The 20,792-nt window shown below is 48.0% G+C and carries 19 protein-coding genes; 11 read left to right on the forward strand and 8 right to left on the reverse strand.

From position 1 onward, the window contains the following. Nucleotides 1–4 precede the first annotated feature (4 nt). The 10 genes from KJS94_RS04885 (at nucleotide 5) to KJS94_RS04930 (ending at nucleotide 11,871) form a co-directional block, all read left to right on the forward strand. Entirely contained in the window at nucleotides 5–2,464 is a 2,460-nt protein-coding gene (locus KJS94_RS04885; protein ID WP_214446195.1) for an outer membrane beta-barrel protein, read from the forward strand. A gap of 85 nt (nucleotides 2,465–2,549) precedes the next feature. Continuing rightward, nucleotides 2,550–3,044 carry a YajQ family cyclic di-GMP-binding protein gene (locus KJS94_RS04890; RefSeq protein ID WP_214446196.1) on the forward strand — a complete coding sequence of 165 codons (495 nt, stop codon included), beginning with the start codon at nucleotides 2,550–2,552 and terminating at the stop codon, nucleotides 3,042–3,044. 171 nt (nucleotides 3,045–3,215) lie between these two features. Further along, nucleotides 3,216–3,464, forward strand: coding sequence for a type B 50S ribosomal protein L31 (locus tag KJS94_RS04895; protein ID WP_214446197.1), 249 nt, complete (start codon nucleotides 3,216–3,218; stop codon nucleotides 3,462–3,464). Nucleotides 3,465–3,623: 159 nt separating this feature from the next. Continuing rightward, the gene (locus KJS94_RS04900; RefSeq protein ID WP_214446198.1) at nucleotides 3,624–4,811 is read left to right on the forward strand and encodes a putative sugar nucleotidyl transferase; all 1,188 of its coding nucleotides are present in this window, start codon (nucleotides 3,624–3,626) and stop codon (nucleotides 4,809–4,811) included. A 15-nt stretch (nucleotides 4,812–4,826) separates the two neighbouring features. Then, nucleotides 4,827–5,588: a triose-phosphate isomerase gene (tpiA, locus tag KJS94_RS04905; RefSeq protein WP_214446199.1), complete on the forward strand. Its 762-nt coding sequence runs from the start codon at nucleotides 4,827–4,829 to the stop codon at nucleotides 5,586–5,588. Nucleotides 5,589–5,598: 10 nt separating this feature from the next. Then, nucleotides 5,599–6,066: a hemerythrin domain-containing protein gene (locus KJS94_RS04910; RefSeq protein WP_214446200.1), complete on the forward strand. Its 468-nt coding sequence runs from the start codon at nucleotides 5,599–5,601 to the stop codon at nucleotides 6,064–6,066. A gap of 50 nt (nucleotides 6,067–6,116) precedes the next feature. Further along, nucleotides 6,117–6,725 (forward strand): NAD(P)H-dependent oxidoreductase, encoded by a 609-nt coding sequence (locus KJS94_RS04915; RefSeq protein ID WP_214446201.1) that lies wholly within the window; start codon nucleotides 6,117–6,119, stop codon nucleotides 6,723–6,725. A 3-nt stretch (nucleotides 6,726–6,728) separates the two neighbouring features. Then, the gene (locus KJS94_RS04920) at nucleotides 6,729–8,621 is read left to right on the forward strand and encodes a monovalent cation:proton antiporter-2 (CPA2) family protein (protein WP_214446202.1); all 1,893 of its coding nucleotides are present in this window, start codon (nucleotides 6,729–6,731) and stop codon (nucleotides 8,619–8,621) included. Between the two features lie 29 nt (nucleotides 8,622–8,650). Next, entirely contained in the window at nucleotides 8,651–9,739 is a 1,089-nt protein-coding gene (locus KJS94_RS04925) for a methyltransferase domain-containing protein (protein WP_214446203.1), read from the forward strand. Beyond that, nucleotides 9,730–11,871, forward strand: coding sequence for a glycosyltransferase (locus KJS94_RS04930; RefSeq protein ID WP_214446204.1), 2,142 nt, complete (start codon nucleotides 9,730–9,732; stop codon nucleotides 11,869–11,871). Before KJS94_RS04925 ends, KJS94_RS04930 begins: the two co-directional genes overlap by 10 nt. A 5-nt stretch (nucleotides 11,872–11,876) precedes the next feature. On the opposite strand, the gene KJS94_RS04935 is transcribed toward KJS94_RS04930, so the two are convergent. Further along, nucleotides 11,877–12,446 carry an acyl-CoA-binding protein gene (locus KJS94_RS04935; RefSeq protein ID WP_239804296.1) on the reverse strand — a complete coding sequence of 190 codons (570 nt, stop codon included), beginning with the start codon at nucleotides 12,444–12,446 and terminating at the stop codon, nucleotides 11,877–11,879. Here KJS94_RS04935 and lepA point away from each other — a divergent pair. Then, nucleotides 12,369–14,162, forward strand: a complete 1,794-nt coding sequence (lepA, locus tag KJS94_RS04940; RefSeq protein WP_214446206.1) for a translation elongation factor 4 — start codon at nucleotides 12,369–12,371, stop codon at nucleotides 14,160–14,162. The genes KJS94_RS04935 and lepA overlap by 78 nt on opposite strands. A gap of 81 nt (nucleotides 14,163–14,243) precedes the next feature. Here the strand turns inward: lepA and KJS94_RS04945 are convergent, their stop codons facing one another. The 7 genes from KJS94_RS04945 to KJS94_RS04975 form a co-directional block, all read right to left on the reverse strand. After that, the gene (locus KJS94_RS04945; protein WP_214446207.1) at nucleotides 14,244–15,725 is read right to left on the reverse strand and encodes an oligosaccharide flippase family protein; all 1,482 of its coding nucleotides are present in this window, start codon (nucleotides 15,723–15,725) and stop codon (nucleotides 14,244–14,246) included. Between the two features lie 11 nt (nucleotides 15,726–15,736). Beyond that, nucleotides 15,737–16,765: a hypothetical protein gene (locus KJS94_RS04950; RefSeq protein WP_214446208.1), complete on the reverse strand. Its 1,029-nt coding sequence runs from the start codon at nucleotides 16,763–16,765 to the stop codon at nucleotides 15,737–15,739. Nucleotides 16,766–16,833: 68 nt separating this feature from the next. Beyond that, on the reverse strand, nucleotides 16,834–17,391 hold the full coding sequence (locus KJS94_RS04955; protein WP_214446209.1) for a D-glycero-alpha-D-manno-heptose-1,7-bisphosphate 7-phosphatase: 558 nt from the start codon (nucleotides 17,389–17,391) through the stop codon (nucleotides 16,834–16,836). 61 nt (nucleotides 17,392–17,452) lie between these two features. After that, on the reverse strand, nucleotides 17,453–18,043 hold the full coding sequence (locus tag KJS94_RS04960) for a D-sedoheptulose-7-phosphate isomerase (RefSeq protein ID WP_214446210.1): 591 nt from the start codon (nucleotides 18,041–18,043) through the stop codon (nucleotides 17,453–17,455). Nucleotides 18,044–18,112: 69 nt separating this feature from the next. After that, entirely contained in the window at nucleotides 18,113–19,240 is a 1,128-nt protein-coding gene (locus KJS94_RS04965; protein WP_214446211.1) for a glycosyltransferase, read from the reverse strand. Between the two features lie 61 nt (nucleotides 19,241–19,301). Beyond that, nucleotides 19,302–20,246: a glycosyltransferase family 2 protein gene (locus KJS94_RS04970; RefSeq protein WP_214446212.1), complete on the reverse strand. Its 945-nt coding sequence runs from the start codon at nucleotides 20,244–20,246 to the stop codon at nucleotides 19,302–19,304. Nucleotides 20,247–20,248: 2 nt separating this feature from the next. After that, nucleotides 20,249–20,791 (reverse strand): DUF4199 domain-containing protein, encoded by a 543-nt coding sequence (locus tag KJS94_RS04975; protein ID WP_214446213.1) that lies wholly within the window; start codon nucleotides 20,789–20,791, stop codon nucleotides 20,249–20,251. Nucleotide 20,792 lies beyond the last annotated feature (1 nt).

Consider the following 20,792-nt stretch of genomic DNA (forward strand, 5'->3'; position numbering starts at 1 on the left):
GGCCATGAAAAATTTTATCCTGTTTATTTTACTATCCTTTTTTGCCTTGCCCTTATTGGCACAGCAATCAGGTAGGTTAGATGGCCAGGTCACCGATAAGGCCAACCAGCCACTCGAAGCAGCAACCATCAGTATTCATCGCGCTGCAGACAAGAAACTTGTTAAGATCACCACCTCAGATAAGACAGGAAAATTTGAATTGGAGAACCTTGCCGATGGAGACTATTCCGTTACGGTAAGCGCTGTTGGTTTCAAGGCCAGCAATAATAAAGTAACCGTTACTGGTGGAAAGAGTAGTTTGCCTTCCCTCGCCATAGCCATGGAAGCGGATGATAAGGAAATGAAAGGAGTTACGGTTACTGCCAAAAAACCAATGGTGGAAGTGAAGGCTGATAAAACAGTAGTGAATGTTGATGCCTACATCTCCAATGCTGGTGCCTCTGCCCTTGAAGTGCTTGAGAAATCACCCGGTGTAAGTGTTGACAGGGATGGTAATATCAGCCTGAAGGGTAAGCAGGGGGTGATCATTATGGTAGACGGAAAGCAAACCTATCTTAGTGGCCAGGACCTTGCCAACCTGTTGCGCAATACCCCTTCCAACCAGCTTGAATCGGTGGAGATCATGACCCAGCCTTCTGCCAAATACGATGCAGCCGGCAATAGCGGCATCATTAATATCAGGACCAAGAAGAACAAACAGACTGGATTCAATGGAACCCTGAACCTCAGTTATATCCAGGCAAAATACCCCAAGTCCCCCAATAGCATCAACATCAATTACCGCAAGAACAAGGTCAACCTTTTCGCAGCAGTAAACTATTCCTATTGGGAAGGCTTTAACGACATCAAGATCAACAGGAAATTTGGGGTGAAAGGAACCGAGGAACTGGCCGCAGTATTTGATCAGTCCACCTATGGTCACTTCAAGAACAAGAATCTTTCCAGTAAAGTGGGAATGGATTATTCCATTGATAAGAATACCACCATCGGATTCCAGGTAAACGGCACTTACAACCCCCGTAATTGGAATTCCAGCGGTACAGCAAATATCTACGATGGTCAGGGCCAATTGGATTCCAGCAATGTAGCATTCTCCATCAATGATGACATTTGGAAAAATTATGGCGCCAACATCAATTTCAGGAAACTACTGGATACAACAGGCAGGGAGATAACAGCGGACATCGATTACCTGGGTTATGAATCCAACAGCAAACAATCATCATTTAATTATACGTATTACCATCCCGGCAATACACTTGAAGATTCCTTCCTTTTAAAAGGCCATCTGCCTTCTGAGATCAGGATCATCAGTGCAAAGGTGGATTATTCCCAAAGATTAGGCAAGCAAGGCAGACTGGAGGCAGGTTTGAAGTCCAGCCTCGTCAAGACCGATAACGATGCAAAATTCACCAATTGGGATGCAGGTGCAAAGGATTGGGTAATTGACTCAGGCAGGAGCAACCATTTCCTCTATGATGAGAACATCAATGCGGCCTATGTGAACTATTCTACCCAATGGAAGAAGTGGTCATTGCAAACCGGTCTCCGCCTGGAGCATACCCATGCCAAAGGACGGCAGCTGGCCAATAATGAATCCTTCACCCGCGATTACGTGCAACTGTTCCCAACCGCTTTTGCCAGCTATAAACTGAACGATAAGAATACCTTCAACCTGTCCTATGGCAGGAGGATCGAACGCCCCAGTTACCAGGACATGAACCCCTTCCAGTATTTCCTGGACCAGTATACCTATCGCCAGGGCAATCCTTACCTGTTGCCCCAATTGAGTCAAAATATTGAGTTATCGCACAATTTCAAAGGTTCGCTCAACACCTCTATCAATTATACGGTGACAACGGATGTCATCAATGATATCCTCAAGCAGATCGACAGCCTGAAGGTTACCTACCAGACCAAGGAGAACCTTTCGAAGCGCAGGAATATCGGTTTATCCATCAGCTATAACAAGCCCCTTACCAAATGGTGGAGTGTTTCCCTGTTCGGGAACATCTTCAACAACAAGTTTGAAGGGGAAGTGGATGGTACCACCCTTGATGCGAACATGACCGCCTTCATGGTCAACATGAACAACCAGTTCAAGTTGCCCAAGGGATGGGGAGCCGAAATGAGTGGCTTCTACAGGAGTAAGATGCAGGATGGCGGCCTGATCATTTCTGAGCCCATGTATGTGGTGAACTTTGGATTCTCCAAGCAGGTGATGAAAAGCAAGGGCACCATCAAACTCAATATTTCAGATCCCTTTTATATCCAGCAATTCAGGGGCTACACCAAATTTGGCGCCATTGATACCCAGATCAGGTCAAAATGGGACAACAGGAGGCTCGGCCTGAGCTTTACCTACAGGTTTGGTAAAACACAGAATAATGGACCCGCACCCCGTCGGAGGACCGGCAGTGCTCAGGATGAGCAGAACCGCGTAGGGGGCGGCAATCAACAATAGTTTTCTCTATGAGTGTTAGTTTAAGGTTAGATCGTCCTGTTTCTACAGGACGATTTTTTTTAGCTTTGCCAGGTAAATCATTCTTATGCCATCATTCGACATTGTTAGCAAGGTTGACCTGCAAACACTCGACAACGCCATCAATACCGTTAAAAAGGAAATCACCAACCGCTTCGATTTCAAGGACTCCCATGTAGTGATCGATTTAAACAAGAAGGACTTCATAGTAACCATAGAAGTGGAAAGCGATATGAAGCTGAACCAGGTCATTGACGTGGTGATCAGCCGCAGCATCAAGCAGGGACTGGATGCCCAGATCTATGACTTCCTGGCAAAGGAAGGGTACCAGAGTGGTAAGGTCTGGAAAAAGGAAGTTCCCGTTCGCAACGGACTCAAGCAGGAAGATGCCAAGAAGATCGTGAAGCTGATCAAGGATTCGGGACTGAAAGTTCAGGCCGCCATTATGGATGATATTGTAAGGGTAACCGGTAAAAAGATCGATGACCTTCAGGCCGTTATCCAGGCATCCAAGACCTGGAACCTGGGCCTTCCACTTCAATTCGTGAATATGAAGAGCTGATTTTCAATAAATTACAACTGATTCAGGAGATTCAAAGGAGTAACCGCAATAATTTTTGCAAGAAATGCAGGATTTCTTTAGGTAAAGCAGGCAGGATCCGCTAATTTTGCACGTTCTTTTTATAATTTAAACAGTACGGCAAAATCCGTACGGCCTTAAAAATAGCAGATTATGAAGCAAGGTATCCATCCGCAAAGTTATCGTTTCGTTGTGTTCAAGGACATGAGTAATGCTCATTCGTTCCTGAGCAAGTCTACCGCTGCAACCAAGGAAACCATTGTATGGGAAGACGGCAACGAGTATCCCCTGATCAAGCTGGAAATTTCCAACACTTCTCACCCCTTCTTTACAGGTAAGAATGTGATGCTGGATACAGCAGGTCGTATCGACAAGTTCAGGAAGAAGTACGCCAAGAAGTAATCAGGCGAAAGCCTTTGGTCATACTTTTTTTTGTTTTTCATGGCTATATGGATCCCCGGGTAACCGGGGGTCTTTTTTTTGTCCCTGACCATGAGATTGAAACCCCTGTATGGAAAGGTTTAAGAAGCACACAGCCAAAATATTCTTTAGCTTTATAGCATGCAATGCATCATCTTTTCCGAAGAATATTGCCAGCCTGAAAAACTATTTCCTTTTTCCCTTACAAGGAGGGTACACAATACCAGGATTGGCATCCTGACCATCCGCGAAAAATGGGAGCGGCTCCTGCAACTTCCATCCTTTGAGAAATGGGAAGGGGACTATAAAGATGATAGCCGTACCATTCGCATTGAACCCGGTATTGAGGCCGGTCATTACCTGCTCATCCACAGCAATATCCTTCCCAATCCAGAACTGGTGGCCGTGGTAAAGACACTGGCCCCTGGCGAATTCCTGACCCATGACAACTATGGCCCAATAGCCTTGCACTTTACGGAAAATGAAGTGCATGGATTACATCAGATCAGGGTAAAATCGACCCGTCAATATAGCGGCGCGATCCTCACCATCAGGTATCCCTGGGATATCTTCCAGTTAAATGACCAGGCCATCAGGCAGGACTTTGAACTCCTTCGTGCAGGCAGGACATCAGCACCCATCCCGGCTTCCAACCAGGTCATTGGGGAAGGGGACATTTTCCTTGAAGAAGGGGCAAACGTAGAATGTTCGATCATCAATGCAAGTAACGGTCCGGTTTATTTGGGCAGCAATACATTGGTAATGGAAGGCTCCCTTATCCGGGGTCCATTTGCCCTGTGTGAAGGTGCGGTGGTAAAGATGGGAACCAGGATATATGGGGCAACCACCATTGGCCCCCATTGCATAGCAGGCGGGGAGATCAAGAACAGTGTTATGATGGGCTATTCCAACAAGGCACATGACGGTTATCTTGGGGATGCGGTGATAGGGGAGTGGTGCAATCTTGGAGCCGGTACCTCCGCCTCCAATATCAAGAACAATGCAGGGAAAGTAACTGTGTACAACCCCTCATCAGAGGGTAACAAAGCCGAAGTTGGCATCAAATGTGGTTTATTGATGGGGGATTACAGCCGATGTGCCATCAACACCTCTTTCAATACAGGTTCAGTGGTAGGGGTATGCAGCAGTGTATTTGGTGATGGGCTCCTGCCCAAATACATCCCGAATTTTTCATGGGGGGCCGAGGGCATCCGTAAATATGATTTTGAAAGGGCCCAAAGGGATATCAGGAACTGGAAATCCCTTAAGCAAATGGACATGACACAAAAGGAAGAGCAAATACTGAAATTTATATTTGACAACTATTAAACCCATTGAGCAAGAATGAGAAAGCAAATCGCCGCCGCCAACTGGAAAATGAACCTTACTTACCAACAGGGCGAAAAATTATTGGACGATATCCTGAAAGCCAAACATCAATTAAAAGATCACCAGCAAGTGATCTTTGCCGTTCCCTTTCCCTATCTCATCATGGCAAACAGCGTGGTTGCCAATGAAAAGAACTTCTCCGTAGCTGCACAGAATTGTTACCATAAAAAATCCGGCGCATATACCGGTGAGGTTGCTGCAGAAATGCTGCACTCCATTGGCATCCGCTATTGTGTAATTGGGCATAGCGAACGCCGTGAATATTTCTCGGAATCCAACCAGGACCTGGCAGATAAATTGAACCTGCTACTGGAGAATGGCATTACCCCAATATTCTGTTGCGGTGAGCCCCTGGCCATCAGGGAAGCCGGTACACAGAACAGTTATGTGGAAGTTCAACTGAAGGAATCTCTCTTCCACCTGGGCGCTGAACAGGTAAAGGGAATAATAATAGCCTATGAACCCATCTGGGCGATCGGTACAGGTAAAACAGCCAGCTCTGCCCAGGCGCAGGAAATGCATGCCCACCTCAGGAAGGTTTTGGCTGATCAATATGGCGATGCTGTTGCTAATGAAGTAAGCATCCTTTATGGCGGTAGCGTTAAAGCTGCCAACGCAGCCGAGATCTTCGGCCAGCCTGATGTAGACGGGGGATTGGTGGGGGGTGCGTCCCTGTTGGCAGAAGAGTTCTCCACTATAATTGCATCACTCAAATAAATCAATACTTATGCAACGGGCCCAATCATTACAACCATTGTCAAGACAACATAAAGGTGCCCTGATGGCCTGTTTGCTGATCAAGAAAGGGGTCAGCAAACAGGCACCCGTTGCCGTTATGAAGGATTTCCTGCTCCAAACCTGGGAAATGGATATTGCCCCGCACATGCAGGAAGAAGAGCATACCCTCATTCCATTCATGAAGTCCTACAATGACCAGCAACCCCTGGCAGATGCTATCCTGAGGGACCATGAACTGCTTAGGCTTGGGTTTGCGCACCTGAGGCAGGAGGGCGTAAGCGTTGGACTGATCGAAAGTCTTGCCAATTTACTGGAACAACATATCAGGTTCGAAGAAAGAACCGTTTTCCAGTCTTTACAAAGCCACCTGAACGAGGAACAGCTGAATAAGTTGCAATTCCATGAACCCACCGGCACCCCGGTTTGCAATAGCTTCCCCAACCACTTCTGGGAGTAGGGTTTAGTCCAGGAATTTGCTGGCCTTGCCTCCATTCCTTAATTTCAGGCATGGCAAGAATTCTTATCCAGTTTGCCCACCCGGCACTGGAAAAATCAAGGGTCCACAAACAATTGTTGCGGCATATCCCTCAACACCCTGACATTTATGTGAATGACCTTTACGAGCGGTATCCGGACTTCAACATAGATATTACCAGGGAACAGCAGCTGCTACTCAAATATGATATCATCGTTTTGCAACATCCATTTTACTGGTATAGCTCCCCTGCGATCATCAAGCAATGGCAGGACCTGGTATTGGAGCATGGATGGGCCTATGGCAGCCAGGGCAATGCGCTGAAAGGAAAGGTATTGCTCAATGCCATCAGTGCAGGCGGTTCCTTTGAAGTATACCGCCCGGAAGGCAGGAACAGGCATACCATACCGGAATTCCTTTATCCCTTTGAGCAAACGGCCAGGCTCTGTCATATGGAATATTGGCCACCATTTGCGATCCATGGTACCCATCGCCTTCAGGAAGCGGATATCAGCCTATATGCCTTGCAGTATGAACAGCTGCTACTGGCCATGGCCAATGACCGGGTCAGTCCGTCAGAACTGGCCACCTGCCATTACCTCAATGACCTGGTACCCATTCCTTCAACCATTCAATCCTGATCCATGGACCAGCATAGTTTTTTATTTCAGGCAATGATCTACCTGGGGGCAGCAGTGCTGTTGGTTCCCCTGGCACGTAAAATGGGTTTGGGTTCAGTTTTGGGCTACCTTATAGCAGGTATTTTGATCGGCCCCTCGGCCCTGAACCTGGTAGGCGACAGGAGCGAGGATGTAATGCATGTGGCCGAATTTGGTGTGGTGATGATGCTGTTTGTAATAGGGCTGGAACTGGAACCATCATTATTGTGGAAGCTTAGAAAACCAATAGTGGGCATGGGTGGACTACAGGTCTTGATCACCGCAGCCATCATTACCGGTATCTGTTTTGTGGCGGGCATCGACCGGAACCAGGCCATTGCCATTGGCCTGATTGCGGCCCCAAGTTCCACCGCCCTTGTAATCCAGACCCTGCAGGAAAAAGGACTCATGAAAACCGATGCAGGGCAAAGCTCCTTTGCCGTCCTGCTTTTCCAGGATATTGCGGTCATCCCCATGCTGGCCGTCCTGCCCATGCTGGCACCTTCCCAATCAGACAATTCGGCTAACCATGGTAGTGATGCATGGATCAGTTCACAACCGGGTTGGGTACAGACCCTGGCTGTGATTTTCGCAGTAGGCATAATTGTCCTGGCAGGAAGGTTCCTGGTAAGGCCTTTGCTCAGGATGGTTGCCGCCACCAGGTCCAGGGAAGTGTTCACGGCAACCACTTTACTGCTGGTCATTGCCATAACCCTGTTGATGACATCAGTGGGACTGAGCCCGGCCCTGGGTACATTCCTGGCAGGGGTGGTACTGGCCAATAGCGAATACAGGCACGAACTGGAAAGTGATATCGAACCTTTCAAGGGCATCCTGCTCGGGATCTTCTTCATATCTGTTGGGGCTGCCATCAATTTCAGCCTCATGGCCGATTCCCCCCTACTGGTAGTGGGAATCCTGCTCGGCTTGATGGCTGTGAAGGCTGTGGTACTGGCCATGACAGGCAGGGTCTTCAATCTGAGCACTGACCAGAACCTAATCTATTCTCTGGGACTTTGCCAGGTGGGTGAATTTGCTTTTGTGTTACTGAGTTTCACCAGGCAGGCCAATATCCTCAACCAGCATACAGCCGACCTGTTGCTGGCTGTAGTTGCCCTGAGCATGGCACTTACCCCATTGCTCTTCCTGCTCAATGAGAAGTTTTTATTGCCCCGCTTTGATGTAAAGGAAAAGCCCGTTGAAAAAGAGGCTGATACTATTGAAGAAAAAAACCCTGTGATCATTGCGGGATTTGGCCATTATGGCAATACCGTAGGTCGTTTCCTTCGTGCCCATGGCATAGGAACCACCATCCTGGACATTGATTCAGACAGGGTGGACTACCTCCGCAAGATGGGCTTCAGGGTATATTATGGTGACGCATCCAGGTATGACCTGCTGCATGCTGCAGGGGCCAGCGAGGCCAGGATCATTTTGCTGACGATTGATGATCCGGTTAAGCGTCTGGAAATGATCGAAACCATTAAGAAACATTTTCCCAACCTGCAGATCATGGTACGCAGCCAAAACCGTTACGATGCCTACGACCAGATGAATGCCGGCATGATGCATATTTACAGGGAAACAGTGGATTCGGCGCTGCGCATGGGCGTAGACACTATGAAGATACTTGGTTTCCGGGCTTATTCGGCATCAAGGGCCGCTTCTACCTTCCTTCAATATGATGAACGAAACCTGAAATACCTTTCTTCCATCAGGGATGAAAAGCAGTACATCAATACGGCCCGCGAATTCATTGAGGAACTGGACAAGATCATCCAGAATGACCTGAGGGCTCCTGAACTGAACAGGGATAAAGGCTGGGATGAAGAAAGCCTGATCAATGATGCCAGAAACATGTCACCGTCAAACGGATAGCGCCTAAATTTGGCCCGTATAATTACCACATGCACCTTAACCTGTTAAACTATATCTGTTGCCCGCTATGCCAAGAAAACCTCCAGGTCGGCCAGGTAGCATCTCCAGGGGACACCCTACCACGCATCCAACAGGATAATATCGACTATGCATACCTGTTATGTCCTGCCTGTACCATGGTTTACCCGGTCATAGAAGGGGTGCCCAGGATGTTACTGGAAAGTTTTCTTGACCATGAGGGCTACCTTGAAAAAGCAATGACCGGTTTCCGGCAACTGAAAATAGTCCTGCTGGAGAGATTTGGTGAAAAGATTCAACAGGCAGCCAAACGCAACAGGCGGTCCAGGCAAAGTTTTACACGGGAGTGGAAACTACTGGAGAAGGATAATTCATTGAAAGTATGGAATGCTGATCAGCAGGAATTTGAATCCCAACTCTTCAGGGAATTGGGGATAGTACCCGAAGCACTCAAGGGAAAGAAGATCGTGGATATTGGTTGTGGCCATGGACGTTCATCCAAGATATTGGCAAAAAGCGGCGAACTGGTAATAGGAATGGACCTTGGCCAAAGTGTGTTGAATGCAGCGAAAACCAATAAAATGGATAACTGCCATTTTATCCAGGGCGACCTGCACCATCCGCCCTTCAAGAACGGCTTCTTCGATATTGTGTATTCCAGTGGCGTGATCCACCATACCCCAGACACCTATGCTGCCTTTAAAAGTATTGCCCAGCTTACCAGCAGTGGTGGAAGGCTTTGTATCTGGATCTACCAGCCCTATGATAACTGGATCCATAAGCTGATGCTTACCGCCAGGAATCTAACGATCCATATTCCGGCAGGCATCCAGTTCTGGACCTATTTCTTCTCCCTTCTTCCGATCCATAAAGTAGTCGGGGCCTTGAGGGGAAAGCAGCGCCACTGGAGGGAGATCATGATTGAACAGATGGACATGCTGAGTCCTGAATTCCGCCATGAACATGAACCGGAGGAGGCGAAGGAATGGTTCCTGAAGCATAATTTTTCGCATATTGCCATCACTTCTTCAGATAAATGGGGATTCTCCATGGTAGGGATCAACTATAAACCTTCATCAGAAGCAGCCACTTGCAGATAGCCATTTACGATACCGAGCATTTTGAAGTGACCTATGGCTTTATCCGTTTATGGGATAAGCCAGGCAATGCAATCACCATCTTCACTACTTTTCATTGCTATGAAGTGTTGAAGGAAATGCTGGGAAATGACCATCACAAATTCCGCTGGCAGGTAAGACGGGAGGGCCAGGGTTACGCGGAATTTATAGAAGGCTTTGGCAGGTTCCTTCAACAGCAAACAACTGCACTGGTCATATATACCACGATCAGCAATAACCATATCCTGCATGCCAAACTGGTCAGGCAGAACAGGCAATGCAGGTTCGTACTGGTGGTACATGCATTGAATGCTTTGTTCCACATGCCCTTCAGGATGAACCTGAGGCATATGGTCCGGAAATGGGGACAGCATCAATTGATGAAAGCCATCCGGGAATTGGCCTTGCTAGAACCGGCGCTCTCAGGACCTTTGGTCGATCAACTGAAGACCCACTACCGGCTGCATTACCTGCCCGGTGCCGTTTATGAACCGGACAACCATATCCCACCTAGCCCGGGACCACTCCGTTTGGTAGTGGCAGGTTCCATAGATAAAGAGAGAAGGGATTATGAAGAAGTCTTTGCCCTTATCGACCAGGCCGAAGCAAGCCAATTACCCTTAGAACTAGTTTTGGTTGGCCAGCCAGTAGGTGACTACGGAAAAAGGATCATGGAGAGGGCAAATGCCTGGCAGGGAAAACTCTGTAAGCTAAAAACAATGGGTGATAGCTTTGTTCCTTTTTCCCAATTCAGGGTAGAGCTGGAGAACGCTGATTTCTTCTTTCTTCCTGTCTGTACGAATTCATTGGCATACGACCATACCCCAGAAGTATATGGCCAAACCAAGAGTACCGGTAATATCTTTGATGCCATACGCTTTGCCAAACCAATTATCTATCCGTCCCGATTGACAGTACATGCATCCATGCAGGATAGTGGCATCCGGTATTCCAATATCCCCGACCTGGTCAACCGGTTGGCGGAACTGGTCAGGGAGCCCGGATTAATGGTCCCGTTCAGGGAAGCCGCCAGGTATAACAGTGACCAATACACGATCTCAAAGCTGTGGGCAATGCTTCCCCTGCTCGACCAACCTCACCAACCCAATCATTTTTTCCTCAGGGCATTTCACCAGGAAAGCTTTACCCATGGGGGAATAGGCATGCAGGACATTGAGGCTATCCTGGAAAGGGAAGGATGGCAGGGTGTTGAAATACCAGACCAACCCGTTCTGGGCCCATTCAATTACTTTAAGCGATGGAGAAGCCTGCAGGCATGGCTTAGGACCATTCCAGCAGGTGCCTGGTTCTTTATCCAGTTTCCAACCTATGCCTACCTGCATCGGCGCCTGGCCCTGGAACTAAAAAAGAAAGGGGTAAAGGTGGTGGTACTGGTTGCCGACCTCGATGGGCTAAGGGACCAGGACGAGGAAAAGCTTAAGCAAGAACTCAACCAGCTACGGGGATTCGATCATTTCGTTGTGCATAATGAACGAATGCAACAATGGTTGCAGCCGCATTTGCCCGATGGCAGGCTGAGTTGCCAGGGACCATTTGCCTACCTGGCGGATCCCCAGGTTTCAAAAAGGCCCCAATTGTCGCCGTCCATATGCTTTGCAGGAAATCTCGAAAAGGCACCATTCGTACACCAGTTGCAGAGGATCCAGGGAGTGGAGTTCCATATCTATGGGGGAGAAAAGCAACCGGATCAAGTCCCTGGTACACCTATTCATTACCATGGAACAGTTCCCCCGCGCACCTTAATAAATAAGCTCCGCGGAAGCTTTGGCCTGGTTTGGGATGGAACAAGTTGTGAAAGACTGGAAGGGGGATATGGCCGTTACCTGGAGATCAACTTCCCCCATAAATTATCCCTTTATATCCTGGCCGGCTTGCCCATCCTGGCACCGGCTGGAACAGCCACGGGGGATTTCGTTGAAGCTAAAAAAATTGGCCTGGTCATCCGTTCACTGAACGAGATCCCAGGCCTGATCAATACTCTATCAGCAGAGAACTATTCCTTGATGCAGGAAAACCTGCTGGGCTTGGTTCCATCCATCCTTAGCGGCACAGGGTTACTGAAGGCACTGGAAGAATTGAAAGAACCCGGATAGGTCAATTAGTTTTTGAGTTTATTTACCAAACTGATGTATTGTTCCTTGGCAGCATCCTGGCTGGTACCTTTCAGGGCACTCCAGGCTTCATACTTGGCCTTGGCTACAAAGTCGAACATGTTGGGTGCTTCGCCATTCACATCACCTTCTGTGGCCTGCTTGTACAAAGAATACAATTGCAGCAATGTCTCATTACTTGGGCGCTCACTCAGGGCTTTACTGTCTGCAACTGCCGCTTCAAACTGTTGTTGTAAATCCATATCCAGAAAAAAATTTGCTGCGAAAGTAGCAAATTTCGGCTGCGTTTTCCAGTTGAAATAACCTGCATCGCCCCCCAACTTCGGGTCCCCGCCCTTTAAGACCAGTGTTGCAGCCTCTAAAACGACAAATAAACCACTGTTTACTAGCCAGTTAAACATTATCCCTACAAGTTTGACAACAGCGCCAAAAGCTGGTGGCTTTTCGCTACTTTTGCAGCGCAAATCGTAACGACGCAGATGAAGAATATCAGGAATTTTTGCATAATCGCGCACATTGACCACGGGAAGAGTACTTTGGCAGACAGGCTTTTGCAATCTACCAATACTATTAGTGAACGTGACATGATGGACCAGGTACTGGATGATATGGACCTTGAAAGGGAGAAGGGTATCACCATTAAGAGCCATGCCATCCAGATCAATTATAAACATACTGATGGCCAGGAATATATCCTGAACCTGATCGACACCCCGGGACACGTTGACTTCAGTTATGAGGTAAGCCGTGCCCTGGCCGCCTGCGAAGGCGCGCTCTTGCTGGTTGATGCCGCACAGGGTATACAGGCACAGACCATATCCAACCTCTACCTTGCCATTGACAACGACCTGGAGATCATCCCGGTGATCAATAAGATCGACATGGAAGGGGCCATGATCGAGGAGGTGAAAGACCAGATCATTGAACTGATCGGTTGCAAGCCAGAGGATATCCTGCTGGCCAGCGGCCGTACTGGTCTGGGTGTTGACAAGATCCTGGAGGCTATTGTTAGCCGGATCCCTTCACCGGAAGGAGATCCCCAGGCACCACTGCAGGCCTTGATCTTCGACAGTGTGTTCAACAGTTTCCGTGGTATCATTGTGTATTTCCGGATCATGAATGGTACCCTAAGGAAGGGTGATAAGGTTAAGTTCGTTTCCACCGGCCAGGAGTACGAGGCTGACGAGGTAGGAATCCTTAAACTTAAAATGACCGAGCGTAAGGAAGTGAGCTGCGGTGATGTAGGTTATATCATCACCGGCATCAAGAATGCCAAGGAAATCAAGGTAGGTGATACCATTACACTTGCCAATAATGATAATCCTTTGGCCATCCAGGGCTTTGAAGAAGTAAAGCCGATGGTATTTGCAGGTATCTTCCCGGTAGTGACCGATGATTTCGAGGAACTGCGCGAGTGCATGGACAAACTGCAGTTGAATGATGCCTCCCTGACCTATGAACTGGAAACCTCACAGGCCCTTGGCTTCGGTTTCCGATGCGGGTTCCTTGGCATGCTGCACATGGAGATCATCCAGGAACGCCTGGAAAGGGAATTCAACCAAACCGTGATCACCACTGTACCAAACGTAAGTTTCATTGCCTATACCAGCAAGGGCGAGAAAGTGATCGTGAACAACCCTTCAGAAATGCCCGATCCCAGCCGGATCGATCGTATTGAAGAACCCTATATCAAGGCACAGATCATCACCAAGCCGGAGTATATCGGTAATATCATGACCCTTTGCCTGGGCAAGCGGGGTATCCTGATCAACCAGAGCTACCTCACCCAAACCAGGGTAGAGTTGATCTTTGAATTACCATTGACCGAGATCGTATTCGACTTTTACGATAAACTGAAGAGCCAGACCCGTGGGTATGCCTCCTTCGACTACCATCCCATAGGTTACCGTGAGGCCGATATCGTAAAAATGGATATCCTGTTGAATGCTGAAAAAGTGGATGCGCTGAGCGCCCTGATCCACCGAAGCAGGGCCAATGAATTCGGCAGGAAGCTTTGCGAGAAGCTGAAGGACCTGCTTCCCCGCCAGCAATTCCTTATCGCCATCCAGGCTGCAATCGGTGCCAAGATCGTTGCGCGTGAGAACATCAGTGCCATGCGTAAGGATGTAACGGCAAAATGTTACGGAGGTGATGTTAGCCGTAAGCGTAAACTCCTGGAAAAGCAGAAGGAAGGTAAGAAGCGGATGCGCCAGATCGGTTCTGTAGAAGTGCCCCAGGAAGCATTCCTCGCCGTATTGAAACTTGACGATTAATCCTTCATAAGGAAGAAATATATAATGGCCGGGTTGGAACAATTAGATCCAATCCGGCCTTTCCTTTAACGGTCAGCTGCTTTACTGATCCAATTCCATCGACCTTTTACCGCTTAGCTTATCCCTTACCAATACCAGGAGCCCGGTCCAGAAACCATTGCGGAAGATGACCAACTGCAGAAGGGCATAGCCTGCTCCAAATACCAATACCCCACTTACCAATTGCAGGAAGGGCATATCGGTAATGATAAAGGCAACCTGCGCTGCCAACAGGGCAACTGGGAAAGATGATGCAGCAAATACAAACTCCCTTAACAAGGCTGTACCAAAATGAAAATACCGTCTCGAAAAATAGATGCCAGCGACCAATACCATAAACTCCACGATCACAACGGAAACAGCTGCACCGGTTGTGAAATAGAGGGGGATAAGGAGAAGGTTCAATAAAAGGGAAATTATCGAGGCAGACAAATAGAGCAATGCCAATAACTTCTCCCTATGGTGCACCAGTAAAACCTGGATTGTAAAGAAATCGTGCAGGGGTACCACCACCCATAAAAGGGCAAAGATCCGTAACAGGACCACTGATGGGAGATAGGCCTTCCCGGACACGAAGAAGATTATGGGCTGGGCGAAACAAAAGATCAGGGCTGCAATGGGCAGGCTGAAATGAATGGTCATTTTTACGCTTTGCTCCTGCAGGTTACGATCCACTTCGGTGCGGAAGAGCCGAACGAAGAATACGATGGAAGCCCCGACAAAAACGTTCATGCTTAACCGAACGATCTTAGCCGCAACGGTATAATGTCCCAGGTCAGCCACCTTACCGATCCTTGCCAGTAAGATGGTATCCCAACTAAAATACAAGGCACTCAATACTCCGATTGCGGCAAAGGGGAACATAGATCTGATGAGGTCCCTGAACAGGGCAGGGTCCCATTTCCAATGGGGAAATAAATCCCTGATATTCCAGATACTGCTCAGTGCAATGAGGGAATAGTTGAATGTACTGATCAGGATATAAATGATGAGGTCATCTGCTTTTTTTACAAATAGGAGTGATCCTACCAAAATGAACACCCTAAGGAAGAAGGTCCTGAGCATGAGGAAGCGGAACCTTTCCTGGGATTGAAAATACCAATCCAGGTGCACCATATAGATCAGCATGATGTAGGCATACAGAAAGGTGATCTGCCTGCTTCCAATGGGTATCGCCTTATTCAGGACATAAAGGAGGTAAACCACCACCCCGGCCATGGCCATCAGTAGATTGATCAGCAGCAAATGCAATACCCTGTTGGCCTGTGCGGTATCACCGATGGCAGACTTACTAAGCAACCTCAACCCGAAAAAGTTTACACCGAAGGCAGCCCACACACTAACCACCAGCAACATGGATTCGTAAAAACCGATCACACCATAGCCGGCCGGCCCCAATACCCTTGTGGTATAGGGAAATAGAATGAGCGGGAATATAATATTGAAGGCGGTATTGGCGTATTGCAACACCAGGTACCGCAAGGGCAATGCAGTAGTTGTTGGTATGGGATTCTCTTCAGGCAAATGATGGTTGGTTATTGCTCCCCTCCGGGCTTTTTCGGCTTTGGTTTCTCCTTGGCCTTTTCGTCATTCTTACGGGAACGTTCTTCCAGCTTCTTTTCGTCAATATTGCCATCCTTGTCCCTGATCGCATCTTCAGCAGGCGCATTACCCAGCAGTGGATCTATGTTCTTGAACTGGTCGGGAACATAATCAAAAACCTTGGGAACATGTACCCATTTACCATTCTTCCATTGGAAACCTTCGAAGTCCCCATCCGGAACATAGGTTTCCCTTCTTTGGGGTTCCTCCGATTCAGAGATCAGGTGATCAAAAATGATCATGTCCATCTCACTATTGTAATTGAAGGTAGTGGAGGCTTCCTTCTTGTACTCGATATTGAACCTGTTCAGCACCAGGTTGGATTTAAGGGTGTCCGGACGATAACTAATGAAAGGCCCGCCGAACATAGGTTCACCTGTCCTGTCATCAAAACTCAACACCTCCATCCATTTACGGTTACTGCTTATCGTATACCCATCAAAACCCAGCAGGGTATAATATTGCTTTCCATTGTACTCCTTCTGGATCACCTTGTAATAGATGGCCCCTATCCAGTTCCTCCTTGTACGGACAGAATCCAGTGGTTTATTGGTGAACATGGAGGCGTCGAACAAGGGATAAAGTTTCAGGGAACCATCGGGCGTCCTGACCTGTATGGCACCCTTCTGGTAATAAAAGTATTCGTCCTTTTTCAGCTGCCAGGTAAATACCCGGAAACTGCTATCGGGTGCATATAACCTTGAAACGGTTTGTAGCGAATCGAAAGGATATTGAAAGGAATGCTTAACCTGAAGGCCCCTCACCAGGGTCCTGACAAAATTACTATCAGCCATGAAGCGCTTGCCTGCAGCAACGGCATTGATCATGCTGTCGGCATAGATCCTCAGGGAATCTTCCCGCTGCCTGAGTTCCTTCAAAGCCTGCGGGGCTAGTAAGGAAGACTGTGCAGATAAATTACCTGCTGACAAACCCAGGACCAACCAAATCAAGAGTCTTTTCATAAACGGAATAAACATGAAGTTAATACATTGGCCTATACTGGCTTCAACGTATGGTAATCTATTAAATTTTATGCCTGCGGCAATGCTTCTGCGAAATTTAACAGGCTCTTAAAGGCCAGGTCAATAGCAGGATGGGGGATTTCCTGGTTGGGCCTGGTTGTTTGCAGGAAAACGGTATGCATGCCGGCATTGCGGCCAAATTCCATATCACTGATATTGTTGCCCACCATGATAGACCTGGAGAAATCGATACCCGGGAAATCCTGCGCGGCTAGATAGGCCATTCCTGGCTGCGGTTTACGGTTGGGATGCCCATTGTCAAGGGAAGAGCAGAAGTAAATCCCATCAATATGGGCGTCAACCCCGGCAAGTTCCTCCTTCATGCGCATATGAATGTCGTGGAGGTCGGCTTCCGTCATCAGGCCTTTTTCGATTCCCCTTTGATTGGTGACAATGATGATGTATTTGAAAAGCTTACTGAATTTGCCCAGTGCTTCCTTTACCCCTTCATAGAACACGAACTCATCCCAGTGATAGATATAATCATTTTCCTTCTCGTAATTGATCACACCATCGCGATCAAGGAAAAGGGTCCAGTTTTGGTCTATTGCGTTGAGGTCCAGCATTGATCTTGCTTGAAAGTATATACAGGGTAAACAGGGTATTGACAGTATCCGTGATATCCGCTTATTGCTTGAAATAACGCTCTTCCACCAATTGGCAGATGATATGGCCAAGCATGATATGGCTTTCCTGTATCCTTGGGGTAATGTTGGAAGGGACATTGAAGAGGTAATCGCTCAGCTCCTTCATTTTCCCCCCGGTTGAACCGGTGAAGGCAATGGTGACCACTCCTTTATCCCTGGCCACTTCAAAAGCCTTGAGGATATTTCCGGAATTACCAGAAGTGGACAGTCCGATCAATACATCCCCCTTGTTCATGATGCCTTTCACCAGCCTGGAATAGATCACATCGTAACTGTAATCATTGGCCACAGCAGTGAGGTAGGAAGTATTGCAGTGCAGGGCTTCAGCAGGAAGGGCATCGCGATCCAGGTAAAACCGGCCACTGAACTCTGCAGCCAGGTGCTGAGCATCGGCAGCGCTACCACCATTGCCACAGAAATAAAGCCTGTTGCCATTCCTGAATGCAGTGGTGATCAGTTCGATCACTTCTTCCAGTCTTTGATGTATGGCTTCATCACCAAGAAGTTGTTGCTTTACACTGATGGATTCGGCTATGATCTGTTGGATGGTAGCTTTCATAACATTTGACATTCCTGCAAAATTAGCCGATCCGGCTGAATAATGATGTGTTACAATGGTAATAGCAGTGCTTGTATCAGCTTATACCTGCTTTCCAAGACTGATAATGCTATTGGCAAACCGATCCCAGGAGTATTGCCTTTTTTCCTCGATCAATCCCGGTAGGAAATGGGCTTTGCCTAATTCAAAATAGCGATCGATGGCCATTGCAATGGCATCGGCATCTGGTTCGGTTACTAGGCCAGAAACACCATCAGGAACATAATCAGGCAGGGCGCCAACCCTGGTTACGATCATTGGTAACTCAAAGTGATAAGCAAGTGGTGTTACCCCACTTTGTGTGGCATTGCGGTAAGGCTGCACTACTACATCGGCCGCACTGAAATAATGCTTCACGGCATCATTGGGAATGAAATCAGTGTGAAGGATCAATTGCTCCCTGATACCAAGGGAGTCGATCAGCTGATCATACCCCTGTGGGTCTTCGTAAAACTCACCTGCCACCAGCAAACGCAATCCCTTCGTCCTGGCCTTTGCCATGGCCTGAAGGAGCAGGTCCAACCCTTTGTACTTCCTGATAAACCCAAAAAACAAGAGGAGGGGACCCGAATCCTCAATGGACAAGGCTTTCAGGGCTTTTTCCTTACTGGTGCCGGCACCAAAGTTATCATAAAGGGGATGCACAACCGAAATAACCGGCCTTTCATCCTGCACAAATTTTTTGAGGTCGCGCAGCACCTTTTCACTCATACAAACAAATGCATCGCAGGCGCCAACAAAGTACCTGGTAAAGGGAAGATCACCCGGACGCTTCTCATGAGGGATAATGTTATCGGTGATGGCAATGACCTTGGTGGACTTGTTCTTCTTCACCTGCCGCAATACCGTTCCGAAAGCGGGCCCCATGAAAGGCAGCCAAAACCGCACGATCACCAGGTCGGGCCGCAGGTCGCGGATCTTCCTTCCCGTAGACAACCAGCTCAATGGATTCATGGAATGCAACCAGCGCCTGATGGTAAGGTCAGCTGGGGCAGGCTCTTCAGAGAACTGCGATTTACCGGGAAATAGAAAGCTAGGATACTGGACAGTGAAATTAACGATGGTCACCTGGTGCCCCTGCGATTGCAGTTCACGGGCCAGCCTTTCATTGAAAGTGGTGATGCCACCGCCCCTGAAGGGATGTGCAGGTCCTAATATGACGATATTCATGGCCAGAAAAAACAAGGTCAGGTTGTTGACCTGACCCCGCAATATTACAGATTGTTAGCGTCTAGTCAATACCCAGCTTGTCTTCGATCAAATAAAAGTTGCGCTGTGAGGAATTCCTTGCGATCAATTCCCCAAGGAATCCTGCCAGGAATAGCTGCACACCGATCACCATGGCCACCAGCGCGATATAGAAGGGGGGACGGTTGGTCAGGTAACTGTCCGGGTCAAGTATCTTGGTAATGACCAGGTAAGCACTGAAGCCAAATCCAAGCAAGAAGAAAATCGTTCCCCATAAGCCGAAGAAATGCATGGGGCGCTTACCGTATTTACCCACTACAGTGATGGAAGCAAGGTCAAGGAAGCCATTCACAAAACGATTAAGGCCAAACTTGGTAACCCCATATTTCCTCGCACGGTGTTCCACCACTTTCTCGCCAATCTTGCGGAAACCCGACCATTTGGCGATCACCGGGATATAACGATGCATTTCACCGTATACTTCAATGCTTTTCACCACTTTCTTCCGGTAGGCTTTAAGACCGCAATTGAAATCGTGGAGTTGGATACCCGACACTTTCCTGGTGGCTGCATTGAATAACTTGGAAGGAATATTCTTGGTGAGGGTATTGTCGTAGCGCTTTTTCTTCCAACCGCTCACCAGGTCATACCCTTCATCCATGATCATCTTGTACAAAGCCGGTATCTCATCGGGGGAATCCTGGAGATCGGCATCCATCGTGATCACTACCTTACCGCTGGCTGCCTTGAAACCCTCATTGAGTGCTGCAGATTTACCGTAATTGCGTTGGAAGCGTATCCCCTTGATCCTGGGGTTTTGTTCCCCCAGTGCCCTGATCACGGACCAGGACTCATCGGTACTACCATCGTCTATCATCACCACTTCATAGGAATATCCATGTTCGTTCATCACCTTCCCGATCCAGGAACAGAGTTCAGGCAATGATTCTTCTTCATTCAGAAGCGGTATTACAACAGAAATATCCATAATTAATCAGCCTTTTGAGGGGCGGCAGGATTGGTTTGTTTGATAATAGTAGCGATTATAACTGATTTTATGAAATGCAGGATCAGGTTTTGGCCGGAACCAATCAGCACCTGCACAAGGGTGAGGGGCTTTTTAGCAGACTCCGCCAACTTACGGGCCTCTTCGATCCTGGCTTCAATGTTCTCACCACCTTTCGCACGCATTTCCGTTTCACTCTGCCGGAACAGGGTCTCCACCAGGTTGGCGTTAAGGTCTTTATCCAGCAGGCCGTACAACACATAGTTGGATACCGCATACACCATTTCATAGATGAAGTAGGCCAATAATGCGTATTGTATAACGGTCTTCAGTTCCAGGAAGGCGCCGGAGGAATAACGGTACCACCAGGCAACACCCAGCACCAAAACAAAGATCACCGGAAGATAGGCATACCAGGTAAGGAATGCAGCCATGCTTTCGATCCCAACTTTCCAGGTGATGAACAGGCAAAGGGTATAGAGCAGGCCGGCAGATAATCCTACCCAGACAGAAAGTTTCTTTGGCATA

It is taken from the genome of Flavihumibacter rivuli, from assembly GCF_018595685.2.
Classification (GTDB): Bacteria; Bacteroidota; Bacteroidia; order Chitinophagales; family Chitinophagaceae; genus Flavihumibacter; species Flavihumibacter rivuli.

What these genes read in the sequence shown, in the direction of transcription:
- KJS94_RS04885 (WP_214446195.1), top strand. Translation starts at nt 5, where the DNA reads ATGAAAAATTTTATCCTGTTTATTTTACTATCCTTTTTTGCCTTGCCC.
- KJS94_RS04890 (WP_214446196.1), top strand. Translation starts at nt 2,550, where the DNA reads ATGCCATCATTCGACATTGTTAGCAAGGTTGACCTGCAAACACTCGAC.
- KJS94_RS04895 (WP_214446197.1), top strand. Translation starts at nt 3,216, where the DNA reads ATGAAGCAAGGTATCCATCCGCAAAGTTATCGTTTCGTTGTGTTCAAG.
- KJS94_RS04900 (WP_214446198.1), top strand. Translation starts at nt 3,624, where the DNA reads ATGCAATGCATCATCTTTTCCGAAGAATATTGCCAGCCTGAAAAACTA.
- tpiA (WP_214446199.1), top strand. Translation starts at nt 4,827, where the DNA reads ATGAGAAAGCAAATCGCCGCCGCCAACTGGAAAATGAACCTTACTTAC.
- KJS94_RS04910 (WP_214446200.1), top strand. Translation starts at nt 5,599, where the DNA reads ATGCAACGGGCCCAATCATTACAACCATTGTCAAGACAACATAAAGGT.
- KJS94_RS04915 (WP_214446201.1), top strand. Translation starts at nt 6,117, where the DNA reads ATGGCAAGAATTCTTATCCAGTTTGCCCACCCGGCACTGGAAAAATCA.
- KJS94_RS04920 (WP_214446202.1), top strand. Translation starts at nt 6,729, where the DNA reads ATGGACCAGCATAGTTTTTTATTTCAGGCAATGATCTACCTGGGGGCA.
- KJS94_RS04925 (WP_214446203.1), top strand. Translation starts at nt 8,651, where the DNA reads ATGCACCTTAACCTGTTAAACTATATCTGTTGCCCGCTATGCCAAGAA.
- lepA (WP_214446206.1), top strand. Translation starts at nt 12,369, where the DNA reads ATGAAGAATATCAGGAATTTTTGCATAATCGCGCACATTGACCACGGG.
- KJS94_RS04950 (WP_214446208.1), bottom strand. Translation starts at nt 16,765, where the DNA reads ATGAAAAGACTCTTGATTTGGTTGGTCCTGGGTTTGTCAGCAGGTAAT.
- KJS94_RS04955 (WP_214446209.1), bottom strand. Translation starts at nt 17,391, where the DNA reads ATGCTGGACCTCAACGCAATAGACCAAAACTGGACCCTTTTCCTTGAT.
- KJS94_RS04960 (WP_214446210.1), bottom strand. Translation starts at nt 18,043, where the DNA reads ATGTCAAATGTTATGAAAGCTACCATCCAACAGATCATAGCCGAATCC.
- KJS94_RS04965 (WP_214446211.1), bottom strand. Translation starts at nt 19,240, where the DNA reads ATGAATATCGTCATATTAGGACCTGCACATCCCTTCAGGGGCGGTGGC.
- KJS94_RS04970 (WP_214446212.1), bottom strand. Translation starts at nt 20,246, where the DNA reads ATGGATATTTCTGTTGTAATACCGCTTCTGAATGAAGAAGAATCATTG.
- KJS94_RS04975 (WP_214446213.1), bottom strand. Translation starts at nt 20,791, where the DNA reads ATGCCAAAGAAACTTTCTGTCTGGGTAGGATTATCTGCCGGCCTGCTC.